The 16,316-nt window shown below is 45.8% G+C and carries 18 protein-coding genes; 10 read left to right on the forward strand and 8 right to left on the reverse strand.

Annotated elements, in window-relative coordinates:
- Positions 1 to 15: 15 nt before the first annotated feature.
- From deoD to U719_RS03050, 9 genes are all read left to right on the forward strand, one after another.
- The gene (gene deoD / locus U719_RS03015) at positions 16 to 723 is read left to right on the forward strand and encodes a purine-nucleoside phosphorylase (RefSeq protein WP_023467244.1); all 708 of its coding nucleotides are present in this window, start codon (positions 16 to 18) and stop codon (positions 721 to 723) included.
- Positions 724 to 823: 100 nt separating this feature from the next.
- On the forward strand, positions 824 to 2,206 hold the full coding sequence (locus tag U719_RS03020) for an aldehyde dehydrogenase (RefSeq protein ID WP_023467246.1): 1,383 nt from the start codon (positions 824 to 826) through the stop codon (positions 2,204 to 2,206).
- A gap of 64 nt (positions 2,207 to 2,270) precedes the next feature.
- On the forward strand, positions 2,271 to 3,440 hold the full coding sequence (locus U719_RS03025; protein ID WP_035398867.1) for a CDP-glycerol--glycerophosphate glycerophosphotransferase: 1,170 nt from the start codon (positions 2,271 to 2,273) through the stop codon (positions 3,438 to 3,440).
- A 17-nt stretch (positions 3,441 to 3,457) separates the two neighbouring features.
- Positions 3,458 to 3,847 carry a glycerol-3-phosphate cytidylyltransferase gene (gene tagD, locus U719_RS03030; protein ID WP_023467250.1) on the forward strand — a complete coding sequence of 130 codons (390 nt, stop codon included), beginning with the start codon at positions 3,458 to 3,460 and terminating at the stop codon, positions 3,845 to 3,847.
- A gap of 63 nt (positions 3,848 to 3,910) precedes the next feature.
- Positions 3,911 to 5,044 carry a CDP-glycerol glycerophosphotransferase family protein gene (locus U719_RS03035; RefSeq protein WP_235147662.1) on the forward strand — a complete coding sequence of 378 codons (1,134 nt, stop codon included), beginning with the start codon at positions 3,911 to 3,913 and terminating at the stop codon, positions 5,042 to 5,044.
- A gap of 158 nt (positions 5,045 to 5,202) precedes the next feature.
- Positions 5,203 to 5,916: a Crp/Fnr family transcriptional regulator gene (locus U719_RS03040; RefSeq protein WP_023467252.1), complete on the forward strand. Its 714-nt coding sequence runs from the start codon at positions 5,203 to 5,205 to the stop codon at positions 5,914 to 5,916.
- A 221-nt stretch (positions 5,917 to 6,137) separates the two neighbouring features.
- Positions 6,138 to 6,251 carry a hypothetical protein gene (locus U719_RS16725; protein WP_023467253.1) on the forward strand — a complete coding sequence of 38 codons (114 nt, stop codon included), beginning with the start codon at positions 6,138 to 6,140 and terminating at the stop codon, positions 6,249 to 6,251.
- A gap of 12 nt (positions 6,252 to 6,263) precedes the next feature.
- On the forward strand, positions 6,264 to 6,734 hold the full coding sequence (locus U719_RS03045) for a cytochrome c oxidase subunit II (RefSeq protein ID WP_023467254.1): 471 nt from the start codon (positions 6,264 to 6,266) through the stop codon (positions 6,732 to 6,734).
- 1 nt (position 6,735) lies between these two features.
- Positions 6,736 to 8,427, forward strand: a complete 1,692-nt coding sequence (locus U719_RS03050; protein WP_023467255.1) for a b(o/a)3-type cytochrome-c oxidase subunit 1 — start codon at positions 6,736 to 6,738, stop codon at positions 8,425 to 8,427.
- A gap of 297 nt (positions 8,428 to 8,724) precedes the next feature.
- Here the strand turns inward: U719_RS03050 and U719_RS03055 are convergent, their stop codons facing one another.
- The 5 genes from U719_RS03055 to U719_RS03075 are packed head-to-tail and all read right to left on the reverse strand — an operon-like array spanning position 8,725 to position 12,198.
- Positions 8,725 to 9,354, reverse strand: a complete 630-nt coding sequence (locus U719_RS03055) for a response regulator transcription factor (protein WP_023467256.1) — start codon at positions 9,352 to 9,354, stop codon at positions 8,725 to 8,727.
- The gene (locus tag U719_RS03060) at positions 9,351 to 10,376 is read right to left on the reverse strand and encodes a sensor histidine kinase (protein WP_023467257.1); all 1,026 of its coding nucleotides are present in this window, start codon (positions 10,374 to 10,376) and stop codon (positions 9,351 to 9,353) included. The genes U719_RS03055 and U719_RS03060 overlap by 4 nt, the downstream gene beginning before the upstream one ends.
- Positions 10,373 to 11,092, reverse strand: coding sequence for a cell wall-active antibiotics response protein LiaF (gene liaF / locus U719_RS03065; protein ID WP_023467258.1), 720 nt, complete (start codon positions 11,090 to 11,092; stop codon positions 10,373 to 10,375). The genes U719_RS03060 and liaF overlap by 4 nt, the downstream gene beginning before the upstream one ends.
- A 59-nt stretch (positions 11,093 to 11,151) precedes the next feature.
- Positions 11,152 to 11,769: a hypothetical protein gene (locus tag U719_RS03070; RefSeq protein ID WP_023467259.1), complete on the reverse strand. Its 618-nt coding sequence runs from the start codon at positions 11,767 to 11,769 to the stop codon at positions 11,152 to 11,154.
- A gap of 51 nt (positions 11,770 to 11,820) precedes the next feature.
- Positions 11,821 to 12,198 carry a hypothetical protein gene (locus U719_RS03075; protein WP_023467260.1) on the reverse strand — a complete coding sequence of 126 codons (378 nt, stop codon included), beginning with the start codon at positions 12,196 to 12,198 and terminating at the stop codon, positions 11,821 to 11,823.
- Between the two features lie 273 nt (positions 12,199 to 12,471).
- Here U719_RS03075 and rsgA point away from each other — a divergent pair, with 273 nt between their 5' ends.
- Entirely contained in the window at positions 12,472 to 13,521 is a 1,050-nt protein-coding gene (rsgA, locus tag U719_RS03080; RefSeq protein ID WP_023467261.1) for a ribosome small subunit-dependent GTPase A, read from the forward strand.
- A 72-nt stretch (positions 13,522 to 13,593) separates the two neighbouring features.
- Here the strand turns inward: rsgA and abc-f are convergent, their stop codons facing one another.
- The 3 genes from abc-f to pflA form a co-directional block, all read right to left on the reverse strand.
- Positions 13,594 to 15,294, reverse strand: coding sequence for a ribosomal protection-like ABC-F family protein (gene abc-f / locus U719_RS03085; RefSeq protein ID WP_023467262.1), 1,701 nt, complete (start codon positions 15,292 to 15,294; stop codon positions 13,594 to 13,596).
- Positions 15,295 to 15,314: 20 nt separating this feature from the next.
- Entirely contained in the window at positions 15,315 to 15,482 is a 168-nt protein-coding gene (locus U719_RS16800; RefSeq protein WP_158408684.1) for a hypothetical protein, read from the reverse strand.
- Between the two features lie 86 nt (positions 15,483 to 15,568).
- Positions 15,569 to 16,288 carry a pyruvate formate-lyase-activating protein gene (gene pflA, locus U719_RS03090; protein WP_023467263.1) on the reverse strand — a complete coding sequence of 240 codons (720 nt, stop codon included), beginning with the start codon at positions 16,286 to 16,288 and terminating at the stop codon, positions 15,569 to 15,571.
- Positions 16,289 to 16,316: the final 28 nt, after the last annotated feature.

Consider the following 16,316-nt stretch of genomic DNA (forward strand, 5'->3'; position numbering starts at 1 on the left):
GAGGAGGAATCGTACATGAGTGTACACATTAACGCAGCTGAAGGACAAATCGCCGAAACGGTCTTACTTCCAGGAGATCCGTTACGTGCTAAATACATCGCTGAGACGTTTTTAGAGGATGTTGTTCTTTATAACGAGGTTCGAGGCATGTATGGCTTCACAGGTACTTATAAAGGGAAAAAAGTTTCGGTTCAAGGAACAGGTATGGGTGTACCATCGATGTCGATCTATGCGAACGAACTCGTTCAGTCATACGGTGCGAAGAACTTGATCCGTGTCGGTACTGCCGGTGGGATCACGCCAGACGTTAAAGTTCGTGACGTCGTCATCGCGATGAGTGCTTCGCATGACATGGCACAGAACCGTGTCCGTTTTAATGGACTAGACTACGCACCGACAGCTTCTTTTGATCTGCTGCATAAAGCATATACAGCAGCTAAAGAACAAGGTATCGATGCAAAAGTCGGTCAAATCTTCACGACGGATCAGTTCTATCAAGATGATTTCCATCATTTCAAAAAATGGGCGGATTTCGGATGTCTCGCAATCGAGATGGAAGCGGCAGGTCTTTACACACTTGCAGCAAAACATAAAGTAAACGCACTGACGATCCTGACGATTTCAGATCATCTGTTGACAGGTGAAGAAACGACATCGGAAGAGCGCCAGACGACATTCAACGATATGATGAAAGTCGCGCTTGAAACAGCGATTCAATTATAAGAAGTAAGACGGAGAAGCCTCTCCGTCTTTTTTCATAGTCGAAAAGAGATATGGTAAGATAAAGGCAGTGTTATAGATCAGTTAAAGGGGAGATTCTCGGATGGAGACAACGATGACAGAGACAGTGCTTTCAGAGCGCCTTGAGACACAGCGTCACTTTTTCCAAACAGGTGCAACACGTAGTCTAGCTTTTCGCTTAAGCATGCTGACATTCTTACGCCAAGCGATTGAAACGCATGAAGCGGAGATCTATGAGGCATTAAAACAAGATCTCAATAAAGGACAGCATGATGCTTTTACGACGGAAATCGGTTTCGTTTATGGGGAGATTCAACGGATGGAGCGACAACTCCGTCGACTGGCACGCCCGAAGCGTGTCGCAACACCGCTTCTGCATATCGGCTCAAAAAGTGAAATCCAGTATGAACCCTATGGCAACGTTCTTGTCATCGCGCCATGGAACTATCCTTTCCAGCTGGCACTTGCTCCGGTCATTGGTGCGATTGCAGCGGGGAATACGGTCGTCCTTAAACCATCCGAGCTGACACCGAACGTCTCTCGTGTATTACGAGAAGTTTTTGAAACGGCATTCCATGAACGATTCGGAAACGTCATAGAAGGAGATGCTGAAGTCAGTAGCGCTTTATTAAACGAACGCTTTGATTATATCTTCTTTACGGGTTCCACACGCGTCGGAAAAATCGTGCATCAAGCTGCAGCGAAGCATTTGACACCGGTCACACTTGAACTGGGTGGTAAATCACCGACAATCGTTCACAAGGATGCGGATCTTCGTCTAGCAGCGAAGCGGATCGCATGGGGAAAATGGCTGAATGCCGGACAGACATGTATCGCCCCGGATTACGTATTGATTCATGAGGACGTTAAAGAACGTTTCTTGCAGTTGATTGAAGAAGAAGCCTTCAAACAGTATGGGAATGGCGTCGGCGTCTCATCCTACGTCAAAATCGTATCGGACGATCATCTGAATCGCCTCAGCAGTTACTTGTCGCAAGGGACGATCGAATTCGGTGGACAAGTCGATCCGGAAACGCGTAAGATGGCGCCGACCGTCATGACGAATGTAGCGGTGGATGCTCCAGTGATGCAAGACGAAATCTTCGGACCGATCCTGCCGGTGTTGACCTACCGTGAAATCGAAGAGGTCATCGCGTTCGTCAATAATCGTGACAAACCGCTTGCACTTTATCTGTTCACAGAGAACAAAGCCGTCGAACATCGTATCCTTGAACGGATTTCATTCGGTGGTGGATGTGTCAATGACACATTGATGCACGTCGCACAACATCACTTACCATTTGGTGGAGTCGGGGCGAGTGGCATGGGTGGATATCATGGCAAGTATAGTTTCGAGACGTTCAGCCATCGTAAAGGAATCGTCAAAAACACGACGACTTTCGATTTACCTTTCCGCTACATGCGAACAAATAGCAATTCCAAATGGATGCGCTTTTTGTTATGATGAGCTGTATTGAATACGTGGTATGAGAGGGATTTTGATTGTGAAGAAGAAATTAATTCGACTCATGAAAAAAACAGGTATGGTGGAGCGAAGTCTTCGGGTCATGATGCGAATCTTCACCTTATTTCCGGTACGGAAAAATCGTGTCATGTTTGAAAGCTTTTTGGGCAAACAGTACAATGATAGTCCTAAAGCCATCTACGATGAGTTGAAAAAGATGAACGTTGACTTAGAATTGATCATCAGCAAACAACGCGGTGTTTCTATGACGGATGAACAGGTGACATCTGTGAATCGGATGACGATCAAATGGATTTTTTTATTAGCTACTTCTCGCGTTTGGGTGTCCAATAGTCGCCTTCCTTCATGGCTAGTAAAACGAAAAGGTACTCTATATTATCAAACATGGCACGGAACGCCACTCAAAAAATTAGCGCTTGATATGGTGGATGTCCGAATGGCGAACACATCAACTGATCAATATAAAAAAGATTTTGTAAAAGAATCAGCAAAATGGGATGTCCTTCTCTCTCCGAACGCATACTCGAGTGAAATTTTCAAAAGAGCGTTTGGATACGAAGGAAAAATGTTAGAAATCGGATATCCTAGAAACGATGTGCTGTACCAAAATGAAAAACATGAAAGTATTATTGAGCGGGTAAAGGCACATTATCAAATAGAAACCGATAAAAAGATTATTTTATATGCTCCAACATGGAGAGATGATGATTACGTTGAGCAAGGAAACTACTCATTTACGTTACCTTTCTCCATTGAACGATTTGAGGAAGAATTTGGAGATGAGTATACAATGCTTGTACGACTCCATTATCTTGTTGGCGATCAATTGGATTTGAGTGCTGTCTCAGCGATTAAGAATGCCTCTAGATATCCGGAAATTTCTGAGCTATACTTAGCGGCAGATATCTTGATAACGGATTATTCCTCAGTGATGTTCGATTATGCGCACTTAAAACGTCCGATGCTATTCTACACCTATGATCTCAAACATTATCGTGATCATCTAAGAGGATTCTATTTTTCTTTTGAGGAAGAAGCACCGGGTCCGTTGATTCAAGAAGAGCAAATTCTTTTTGAAGAAATCAGACAGATCGAGTCGTGGGAGCGACGATTCGATTTGAAAAGTGAAGCATTTCGTCGTCATTATTGCGAATGGGATGACGGTCACGCAGCACAAAGAGCTGCGCTGGATATCTTAGAGAATATTAAATAAACGGGGAGTGTTTTTAGATGAAGAAGGTCATTACGTACGGTACATTTGATTTGTTACATTGGGGACATATCAATATTTTACGTCGCGCTAAAGAAATGGGAGATTACCTCATCGTGGCAATTTCGACAGATGAATTCAATCGTCTTAAGCATAAACAAGCGTACCATAACTATGAGAATCGTAAATTAATCTTAGAAGCAATTCGTTATGTGGATGAAGTCATTCCAGAGAACAACTGGGAACAAAAAGTAGAAGACGTTCAAAAACATAATGTTGATGTATTCGTTATGGGTGACGACTGGAAAGGTGAATTCGACTTCTTAAAAGACCATTGTGAAGTCGTTTACTTGGAGCGCACTGAAGGAATTTCAACTAGCCAAATTAAGAATGAGCTAGGCTCGAATTAATGGATGAAGAGACCTCGCGGGAGTGAGGTCTCTTTTTTAAGGGAGTCACTAAATATGCGTTCAATGATTATTTCGATCTATTTATTTATCTTTCGAATAGCCTATCAACTATTTTGTTTTTTACCCATTCAAGAAAAGACGTTATTTTGGATGAGCTATGGTGAAAATGCTATGCCAATACATCTTCGCTTAAATCAACGAAACAACCAACAAAAGCAAGTTCTTATCTTCGACGAACGCTATATGCGGGCGACAGATTGTTGGAATGTCAGTCGCAAAATTGCTTATCATCCAATGCGATTGATTACGATTTCTTATCATTTAGCTACTTCTCGTCATGTTTTTTTAGATAATTATATTGGAGAATTCAGCGTTTCCTCTACTCGAAAAAATACAAGGCGGATTCAATTGTGGCATGCCGCTGGAACGTTAAAACAGTTTGGGCTGACCTCATCGAAAACTCGTTCGATGTCCACGTCGACACAGAAACGATTTCGACGTGTCTATCAAGAATACGGAGATTTTATTGTTCCAGGAATGCGGTGTGCTGAACAATTCATGATGCCGCACGATTTAGAACGATCCCACTTTAAAGCGTTCGGCATGCCAAGAACGGACTATTGGTTTGATGAGGAGCAACGAAAACAGAAAACAGTGGAATTAAGAAAACAATACGCAAAGACTGATCGTCGGATCTTATTGTATGCACCGACATACCGGGAATACAAAGAAACAGAAGATCATACGATTCAACAGTTTGAAAAACTTGCTCAAGCGGGATGGACGATTCTCGTTAAATTGCATCCGACGATTCAAGCGCTTTCGACCTATCGTTCTAGCCATATCCATCTTGTGGACGATACGTATTCAATCAATGATTACTTGCTGATCACAGATGTGCTCGTAACTGATTATTCCTCCATTCCATTTGAAAGCTGTCTCCTCAACATTCCGGCGTTCCTGTACACACCGGATATCGATACATATCGACAACTACCAGGTCTCGTCGATCAGTATCCGAAACCATTGCCTGTGCGACAGACGGAGCGAATGGAACAATTGATGGATTGGATCATGTCTGAGACGATACTAGAAGAGTGCCGTCAGCACATGGAGGAATTTCAAACGAGTTGGTATGATCATCCCCCTGGTCAAGCAGTGGAACGCATCGTTGATCATTATTACGGAGATATATGATACTCAATCTGACGATTGCTTTAGTTTTAGAAAGCGGTCGTCAGATAAATTTTCGAAAACAAATGTGAAACATTGAACAAAGTTTGACAATCTTTTGAAAATCCATTCTTTTCGACTGTGATGTTCTATACTAAAAGCAGAAGAAGAGGAGAGGAGAAATGGATATGCTAACTTGTGGAACGACTGAAGCCAATACGTTCGTCTTATCACCCGAAACGCGAACGTTGCTTGAGAGCTTCATGACAGAAACGACGTTCAAAAAGGATTCCATTGTCTGTTGGGAAGGGGAAATGAACGATAAGTTGTTTTATGTGAAACAAGGAGGCGTCAAACTATCGAAGTTGACGAAAAAAGGCAGTCCATTACTCATGTTTTTATATTTCAAAGGAGATTTGTTTGGCGAATTTGATGTAGGAGAAGCTTTTCCGAGTTCCTACAGTATTGAAACGATGGAAGATAGCATCATCGGATTCTTATCGAAAAACCAATTAGAAGAGCTTATGAAAAAAGACGGTGCCTTTGCGCTTGAGATCATGCGATGGCAAGCATTAATGCGGAAGCAAACGGAAACGAAATTACGTGACTTACTACTGTTTGGAAAACCAGGGGCATTAGCTTCGACGTTACTTCGCTTGATTGCGATGGAAGGGGAACAAGTGGGAGAAACGTATCGTCTTGCGAAGCGACCATCCGATGGTGAGTTTGGTCAATTGATTGGTGCACCACGTGAGACCGTTAATCGTATGTTTTCTCAGTGGAAAAAAGAAGGGGTCGTTTCGATGACAGCAAAAGAAATCACCATTCACGATCCGCAATATCTACGGGATCTGTGTCATTGTGAAGGGTGTCCAGCAGGTGTTTGTCGAATTTAATAAGATGTACGAATCATCCCGACGCGAAACAGGACTTTCCTGTCTCGCGTTATTTTTGTGTATAAAAGTTTTTTCTACGCTCGTTTAGATGTGAACTTTCTGTGTGTTTTCGAAATGAAAAGTGCGGAATTTTCATATTTAAAGTGATATTTATCACAGTTTCCAGACTTGCTGAATTCTTACAATAAAGACAAGTTCAGAGTAGGAAAGGAGTAATCACGATGAGTCAAAAGACAGAATCGAACCTAAAAGGAACATTCGTTGCCGTCCTGATCGTAGCAGGTGTCATCATCGGGATGTGGAGTTCAATCTTTCTATTGTTCATATCACGTTAAGGAGGAATCACGATGCACATTCATCGTTTAGAAAAAATCTGGCTGATCTTCGGAGTAGCGATGCTAGCGATCTTCTTGACGATCATCGGTATATCCGCTTTTGCATCCGGAAATCAACCGCCATCCGATGCGACATTGATTGATCCGACGAAAGTCGATCAGACGAAACCGTTTGATAAGCCAGGACTAAAGAAAATTGATGACAACCGATATGAAGCGGTCATCGTTTCACAAGCTTTTCAGTTTACACCCAAAGATATGGTCATACCTAAAGGGGCGACAGTCGATTTTCTCGTGACATCGAAGGACGTCGTTCATGGATTTGAAATCGTTAAGACGAACGTCAATATGATGGTCGTTCCCGGACATATTAATTCGATTGAGTATACGTTCAAGGAAGCAGGCGAATATCTCATCGTCTGTAATGAATATTGTGGTAATGCCCATCATATGATGGCAACGAAAATCAAGGTGGTGGAATAAGATGAATGCTATATCAAATAAACTAAGACAGTTCGAGATGGAGCGTGGTCTACCCGCTACCGTCATCGGAGTCAAGGAAGCGAAACTGGCCTTTGCACATGTTAGTTTTTCACTTGTCGCCTTATTGATCGGTGGTCTATGTGGATTACTACAAACGATGGTACGGACAGGTGCCATTCCAGAAATCGCTGGAATCGGATACTATGAGCTTCTGACTGCTCACGGATTGATGCTTGCAATCGTCTTTACGACGTTATTCATTTTCGGATTATTGTTCTCATTTTTAGGTCAATCGTTCGGACGCTTCGAAGAGTTTCCGCGACGTCTCGGATGGGTCGGGTTCTGGTTCATGATTCTCGGTGTCGTCCTCGTCACGTGGATGGTGCTTGCAGGTGAAGCTTCCGTCCTCTATACGTTCTATGCACCACTCAAGGCACATCCTGTTTTTTATATCGGACTCGTCATCTTCGTCGTCGGAACGTGGATCGCGTCTGGTGCCATGTTCCGAATGTATGCTGATTATAAGCGGGAACACCCTGGTGTTCATCCACCGCTTCAAGCCTACATGAGCATTATGACTGCCTTGTTATGGGTGGTTGCGACACTCGGCGTAGCGGCAACGATTCTCTTTCAACTTCTTCCTTTATCTCTTGGTTGGACGGATAAGGTCGGGATCGAGCTATCTCGGACGCTATTTTGGTACTTTGGTCATCCGCTCGTCTATTTCTGGTTGTTACCTGCCTACATCGTCTGGTATACGGTCATTCCGAAAATCGTTGGTGGGAAGATTTTTTCTGACGCGTTAGCACGCATGTCGTTCTTGTTATTCCTACTCTTTTCATTCCCTGTAGGTTTTCACCATCAATTGTTAGAGCCAGGGATTTCTGCATTTTGGAAGTATGTCCAAGTCGTCTTGACATTCCTCGTCATCATTCCATCATTGATGACTGCCTTCTCGATGTTTGCGACATTTGAGCTAGCAGGTCGCCGTAAGGGAGCAACTGGCATATTTGGTTGGGTGAAGAAAATGCCATATCGGGATGTCCGGTTCCTTGCACCGTTCATCGGGATGTTGTTCTTCATTCCAGCAGGTGCAGGTGGTGTCATTAATGCATCGCATCAGCTGAACATCATCGTTCATAACACATTATGGGTTACGGGACACTTTCATATCACGGTCGGTGCTGCTGTCGCACTAACGTTCTTCGGAACAGCCTACTGGCTTGTCCCGCTCTTACGTGGTCGGACGTTAACAGCGGCAATGAATCGTCTTGGACTTATTCAAACGGCTGCCTGGACGATCGGAATGCTCTTCATGTCGACTGCGATGCACATCTCAGGATTACTCGGTAATCCACGACGGACGGGACCAGCCACCTACTTCAAGGATTCAATCGTCGCTGACTGGATTCCATATCATGTCGCAATGGCGATCGGCGGAACGATTTTATTCATCTCGATTCTGCTATTCCTCTATGCGATGTTCCAACTGGCCTTCCGAGCGCCAAAAGGAACGGAAGAATTTCCGATTGCTGAAACGGAAGAAGAGGCGATGGCAACGCCACTCTTCTTTGAAAATTGGAAGCTATGGATTTTCGTGACGTTCGCTTTGATTGCGTTTGCGTACACGGTACCGATTTGGCATATGATTGAAAATGCCCCTCCAGGAGCTCCCGGATGGAGACTCTGGTAAGACAGTGAAGAGGGGACTGACTCAAAAAAAGAATGACGCGTCATTACACACCATTTCCTCAGGCGAGACAAAGCCCCCCTTTCCTACTTCATTTAAGCAAGAAAGGGGGGCTTGTTTGTCTCTGACAACGCATAAATGCGCTTTTCCTGTAGGAGTTGCGTGTGACGCGTCATTCTTTTTATTACGAGATAAGGGAGGCAGATCATCAATCTGCCTCCCTTATCTTTGTAGAGACTGACTTTTGAGTCAGCCCCTTATTTGCGTGAGCTTAAGGAATAAGTAATGAAGGGCTAAATCTTATTTGACGAGATTATGCTTGAAGGCATAGACGACAGCTTGTGTACGGTCTACGACATCGAGTTTCGATAAGATGTTCGAGACGTGTGTCTTGACGGTTTTTAAGGAAATGAATAATTCGTCTGCGATTTCTTGGTTCGCCATACCACGAGCCATCAATTGAAGAACTTCCTGCTCACGTTCCGTCAAATCGTCATGCAAGTGTGTCGTAGGACGACGAAGACGTTCCATCATTTTACCGGTCACTTGTGCTGCCATGACAGATTGACCGTTTGCCGTCTTGCGAATCGCTTCTGCGATGTCAAAGGCGCTAGCCGTTTTTAAGACATAACTCATCGCACCGGCTTCAATGACAGGATAAACTTTCTCATCATCAAGAAAACTCGTCACGACGAGAATTTTTGCTTCCGGCCAGTCTTTGCGAATCAGTCGCGTTCCTTCGACGCCATCGACTGGCTCCATCACTAAATCCATCAAGATGACATCCGGTCGGTGTTCAAGCGCAAGCAAGGCTCCTGCTTGACCATCCGACGCTTCGGCGACGACCTCGATGTCTGGTTGTGTGGAAAGGAAAGCAGACACACCGGCCCGGACCATCTCGTGATCATCTACTAATAATACGCGTATCATACTTGCACCATCCGATCTTTTCTAAGTTTGACTTCGATTTGGGTTCCTTGTCCTGGAACACTGATGAGACGAATCGTTCCGCCCATCTCAGCCGTTCGTTCCCGCATCGAATTAATGCCATAAGAGGCAAGTTTTTTTTCATCAACGACGAATCCAACACCATCATCATTCATGCTCAGAATGATCGTTTCGTTGAATTGTCGGAGCTCGATATCCATATGAGACGCTTTCGCATGACGTAATGCATTCGTCAATCCTTCTTGGACGATCCGGAACAACTCGTTTTCGATTTGTCGTGGAAGTGTCATCTCTTCTAACTTCCAACTCAACTGTGTGGACTGCTTTCTAGATAATTCTTCGAGCAGTTGCGAAAGTCCTTGTTGTAACGTCATCCCTTCTAGTTCGACAGGGCGAAGCTGAAGTAAGAGGGAGCGCATTTCAGACTGCGCCGTTTGCGCCATCGTCTCGACCATCTCGATCTGTTTGGCTGCAGCTTCAGGTTGAGACAGAATCGTCTGTTTAGCTGCTGTCGTCATCATGGAGATGGCATAGAGCTGTTGCGAAACGGAGTCGTGTAAATCACGTGCGAGTCGCTTTCGTTCCTCCGTGACGGCTTGAACTCTTACTTGTTCAACGTGTTGCGGACGTGTACTGATTTTTTGGACGGTCTCGACTTGTTCGTCGATACGTTTTCCAATCCGCGACAAGCGCGTCAACGTATGAAAGTAGGGACCCGGAACGATCGTCACATCTTTTCCTTGTTCCAGTTCAATGATGGCAGTCGTGACACGTTTGAAGTCACGTCGCAAGAAAAAGTAATGCATGCTACCGATGGCAAGCGGTAGTAATAACGAGAGTCCGATGACGAGTAGAAGGACAGGGAAATCTTGTTGACGGACGAATAGGACATGCCAATCGACTTGTCGTGTACTTAAGAATAACAACGTCGTCATGACGGCAGTCAAAAAGCCCGTCATGACTTGGAGTGCAATGACACCAAGCGGGAATTGATCACGCTTCATATCGAAGACACCTCCACGTTGCCAATACCGAGCATGACATGAATGCGAACCTTCCGCGTCGCTTCGCCGTATTCCGGTGCCCGGAATTGAATGCGTCGATTAAAGAAGGTCGGAATCCGGCGGATATCTGTCTTGACGCTTCCGAAGCCGATTGACGTGTCGAGTGTATAGTCGTAGCCGGACGGTAAAAGAATTCGGACGTCCCCGACGACACCACTGACGACGATCAAGGTCTCGCCTTCTGGAACATAGGCGTGCGTCAAATCGATTTCTAAATCCTTGACGATGAACTGTTCGCTCAAATCCTGTAAGACGTACGGTACATCGGCTTGAGTCGAGAAGGAATAAGCGGGTTGAATCTTGATCCCTTCCTCTTCATATTGATGCGGAGCAATCCGTGAAAATAAAAATTCGCGGACAGAATGTCGTGTCACGAGAATGATCCCAAGATAGAGCAAGATACCAGCAATGACAAAACCGATGGCAGCCGAACTAAGGACGACGCCAGCAAGAATGATCGTACCGACGATGTAGAAGAGGATTGCTAATTTTTCATGATTGCGTCGCCGGAAATGAATCCCGACATAATACAGCAGGAACGGAAATAAGACACCAAACAATACATTTCCTGCACCGGACAATAGGTCATAGAACAGACCGAGGGCGAACAGGATCGATACGTAACCGACCAGTTGTTTCGTACTTAATCGTCGCACGATCAATCTCCTTTCTAACATGACAAAGGGAGGCATACGCCTCCTTCATCATTGACTGCTTATTGGTGAATGCGGCGTTCGAGTTCAGCGATACGCGCATCGATATCATCTTCATCAACGGCTGGTTGTTTTGCTTCAGGCTCTTCTGCCGTGAACGGATGTGCTTCTTCTTTTATAGTAGCATTTGGTTCGCGATCTAGCACCTGGTTCATCTTGTTTTTTAAGTTCGAGACGTTTTCGCGCATCATCCATTCGTACCGTTTGTTTTGTAGATCTTCGAGCTTTAACTTCAATTCGAGGGCTTCACGTTCCAATTCGTTCAGCTCGCGTTTCGTCTCAGCGACGAGTTCTTCAAAGAACCGGTACTGCTCCCCGTAATGCTTCGATTCGATGGCTGCACGCTCAGCCAGTTGTTGTTCACCGGCTTCGTTCGCGATTTCGACTTGCTTGAAGCGTTTATCGGCTAAATCCTTCGCTTCTTCCTGTTTTTGTGTCAGTTCCAGCAGCAATGTCCGTTGACGCTCGAGTAGTCGATCAATCTCTTTTAAATCAGCTTCTGTTGATCGGATATGACGAACAAGTTTCTTAGCAGGTACTTCGCCCTGTTCAGCAGCTTTTTTGACTTCTGTCATCATTTGTGTCGCAAAATCGTTGAGTTGATCAAATACGTTTTTCATGAAAAAATTCCTCCTTGGAAGTGGCGAATGATATCGGGTCACACATTTTGATTAGAAACGTTTTTCGTCTAGGTCTTTCCAGTCTGCTTCGAAATGTGTCGTTGATGTACGGCGACGGTTAAAGAGATCTTGAACATTGACACGTTGTAGTTTCATACGCATGTAACCGACGTACAATGCGATGGCTGCTGCGATTCCGATGACTGCCCAGATGTTCGAGAGGGCAAGCCCGATTCCGATGGCTGCTAGGAATCCGAAGCCGAGTTTCGCTGGCCATTTGTTCGACTGCATGAACTTACTGATCGAATAGAACGCGAGTAACGCCCCTAAACCAAGTCCGATCATATGCGGTAATGTTCCGATGACGACGGCAAGTAACGCCAGTCCGGCGAGAATCATCACCAGTTGTTTTCCTTTCGATTGCTTCATGAGGAAGCCTCCCTTGTGTTGATACCTTTATGATACGGGAGTCCTTCTATTCCTACGACACTCTTTGGACCGTATTTGCTCTCGGGCTTAAGGCGGAGAGAAGGTCTGACTTTAAGGGAAGCGCTATCAGCACCAATGATTCATGTGATACTCTATAAGGGAATCGAATCGAGAGGAGTGATGTTGATGAGTGCAACAATCAACGTAAACCAAGTAACATGTGTCGGAAACCAGGGAGGGGTTTCCCTCCCTTAAATCAGAGGAGGAAACCATTTGAACGAATGGGGTACACCACCTGTCTACGAAACGACAGGAACAGAACGATTAGGACGGATCATAGCCGTCTATCAAACACATTATCGCGTCATGACGGAAACAGGAGAATCGCTGAGCGAACTGTCTGGTAAATTGCGTTTTCAATCGGGAACGAAAGCTGAATTGCCAGCGGTTGGTGACTGGATCATCCAAACAGAGCGAGAACCGGGGAAGGGACGGATCGAACGTGTCTTGCCACGATCTTCTCAATTTTCCCGAAAAGCGGCAGGAACGGAGACCGAGGAACAAATCATCTGCGCGAATGTCGACGTTGCCTTGCTCGTCATGGCTTTTGGACATGACTTCAACGTCCGTCGACTGGAACGTTATTTAACGGTTGCTTGGGATGCAGGGGTGACACCAATCATCGTCCTGACGAAAAAAAGTCTGATGCCGTCGATTGAAACGGAACTGCAGGCTGTCGGAGCGATCGCGTTCGGAACACCAATCCTTGCCGTTGATTCTTTGACCGGCGACGGATTAGAGGAGTTGCGTGAACAGTTACAAATCAAGCAGACGATCGTGTTAGTCGGATCGTCCGGCGTCGGGAAGTCGACGCTCGTCAATGCTTTAGCTGGAGAACAGTTAATGGAGACGGGTGGCGTACGAGAAGACGATGAACGTGGACGTCACACGACGACGCATCGCGAACTGAAACGACTATCGAACGGTCTACTGCTCGTTGATACACCGGGGATGCGAGAATTGGCCTTATGGGATGGAAGTGACGGACTATCGTCGACGTTTTCCGATATTGAGGAGCTTGCTGAAAACTGTCGTTTCCGAGACTGTAAACATGATAAGGAACCGGGCTGTGCCGTTCGGACAGCTTTAGAAGATGGCACACTAACTGCTGAACGCTGGAATAGCTTCGTCAAGCTAAAACGAGAAATCGCTTATGCGGAACGCAAGCAAAATGTGGCGTTGCAGGCGGCGGAGAAAGAAAAGTGGAAAAAAATCCACAAGCAGGCCCAAGCGCATACGAAAGTGAAGTATCAAAAGCGATAATACGACTGAAATATGAAAAGCATCTGCAACGGAAAAAGGAGTCTCTTTTTCTATGCAGATGCTTTTTTCTCGTTATTCTTTTGAAAGGAATTCATTTGGTTCTATATGGAACGGCACGTTACCCGTCAACGCATCAAGACGATGTAAGTCGGATTGAATCGCTTCAGGGTCACTTCGGCGCGCGTTTCGTACCGTGGCCGTTCCGACCGGATGATCGTTGAATCCAGTCGTTAAATCAAACGTCCGATTCGACAGCCGATCAGTAAAATAACGATCGTGGGAGACGAAGAGGAGCTCACCAGGGAAAACATCGAGGGCGGCTTCGATTTGTTCACGAGTCGCAAGGTCCAAATAGTTCGTTGGTTCATCGAGAATAAGCAAGTGAGCACCAGAAAAATACAGGCGTAAGAAAGCAATCCGACATTTCTCACCCATACTGGCGTCGGAAATCGACCGGTAAACATCATCGCGACGGAATAAAAAACAGGCGAGTAACGTCCGGGCGTCCGTTTCACTCATCGTGCCGTACTCAAGTAATGCCTCTAACAACGTACCTGATGTCGGTAAGTGGGAAAGGGCTTGTGAAAAATAGCCGGTCTTCAATCGAGGATGACGGATTATGTTCCCTTGATGAGGAGCATATTCGCCCTCGATGAGACGCAGTAAGGTCGTTTTTCCGCTTCCATTCGGTCCGATGACAGCAATTCGGTCACCATGTTCTACCGTAAACGAAACATCCTTTAGGATCGGTTTCGTCTCATGCATGAAAGAGACACGTTCAAACGAAATCAGTCGTTTCGCACGAATCGCTTCATGTTCGAATGCGACGTGAACAGTCGGTGCAACTTGTGGTTTTTGTACACGATCCTCGAGTAGACGCTCGAGTTGCTGCTCTTTTGCCTTGACCTTCGTCGCATGTTTAGCAGCCTTCTTTTTCGCATACGGATCCCGTTCACTCGCTTGATTCGAGGCTTTTTGATGCCATTGCCGGTATCCTTGAATCATGCGTGTCAGCTCTTTGCGGGTGCGTTCTTGTTTTTCGTACGCTCGTTGTTGCGACAGAGCTTGATGTTCCTTTTGTTCTTTATAGGACTGATAGTTTCCGTTGTATCGCGTTGCCCCTGATTCAGATAATTCAATGACGGCATCAGCTGTTGCGTCGATGAAGAATCGTTCGTGTGAGACGTAGAGAATCGAGGTCCGTGACATGTTGACCCATTCCGTGAGCCACTCGAGCGTCTCTTGATCCAGATGATTCGTCGGTTCATCGAGAATGATGAAATCAGGTCGTGACAGAAGCAGGCAGGCAAGTTGGAGGCGCGTCTGTTCACCACCGCTTAAACTGGATGCTTTGTGTGTCCAGAGTGCTTCCTCTAATTTGACTTCTTTTAAGACGCGTGCTGCATCTGCTTCAAGCGAGAAGGCGTCCTGATCGAGTGCTTGTTGATAGATCGTCAAGTCACCATTCATGGCATTAGCGCGAAGTTGATAACGAACCGCATCCGCTCGTTCGACGACATCAAGAACGGTGTGATCGCCCGCTACGAAGTGTTGTGATAGTAGACCGAGTTTTTTGTAATGACGCTTGATCGAACCGTCAGTCGGCTGAAGTTGGTCAGCGATCAAGTGTAACAGTGTCGTTTTTCCGATGCCGTTCGGACCGATTAAGGCGACATGTTCACCGGTATGAATATGAAAAGAAACGTCCGAGAAAAGACGTCGTTCGTCGTAGTCCATCGATAGGTGTTGGATCGTAAGTGTTTCAGTAGGCATAAAAGCAGCTCCTTTAGTGTTCATTTCCGATAAGATGAAATGAAAAACACACCATCCGAAGCGAGCGGATGGTGTGCCGGAGTGTAACTCAAAGAAGGTGCTGGCCAGAGGTTGGTCACACCGAAAAAGAGCAGACTCGTAGCGTCAGACATCCGCAACTGCATTGCGAAAGAGATGATTTCATTCATCAAGCGACGTGTACGAGTGATTGCTTCATTTCGGTGTTGTACCTCCTGTTCATAGTCTATGCCGTCATTGTAACAAAATGGAAACGTTAACACAAGTACGATTCAAGTAAGGTTTGCGCAGTATCCGTTTCTTCTGATGAAGGGGGAAGCACATCAGTTAACGGATAAGCAAGACCAAGATTTTCCCACTTATAGACACCGAGTTGATGATAAGGGAGTACTTCGACGCGCTCGACGTTTCCGAGCGTCCGGATGAACTCGCCGGTCTGACGGAGGAAATGTTCTGACATCGTAATACCTGGTACAAGGACATGGCGAATCCAGACGGGAATGTTTCGCTCGGCTAGGCGTTTTGCGAAGGCGAGTGTATTGGCGTTACTCCGTCCAGTCAAGACGCGACAAGCGGCATCGTCGATATGTTTGATATCGAGTAGTACTAGATCCGTCGCATCGAGAATCGCATCGATGTTTTTCGGGACGACGGATCCCGCGGTATCGATGACCGTATGCAGTCCATGGCGTTTTGCTTCTGTTAAAGCAGCCTCCAAGAATTCTGGCTGAGCGAGCGGTTCACCTCCAGAGAAGGTGATTCCGCCACCCGTGGCCTCGAAAAAGGAGCGATAGCTGATCGCTTCTTTTACGACTTCGTCTGCTGAGACACGCCGTCCGCAACCGAACTCCCATGTATCCACGTTATGACAGTATTGACATCGTAGTGGACATCCTTGCGTAAAGACGATGAATCGAATGCCAGGACCATCGACTGTTCCACATGATTCAACGGAATGGATCATACCATAGGTCATCCTGCTCACTTCCTTTCACATACTACAC

The organism is Exiguobacterium sp. MH3, assembly GCF_000496635.1.
Lineage (GTDB): Bacteria > Bacillota > Bacilli > Exiguobacteriales > Exiguobacteriaceae > Exiguobacterium_A > Exiguobacterium_A indicum.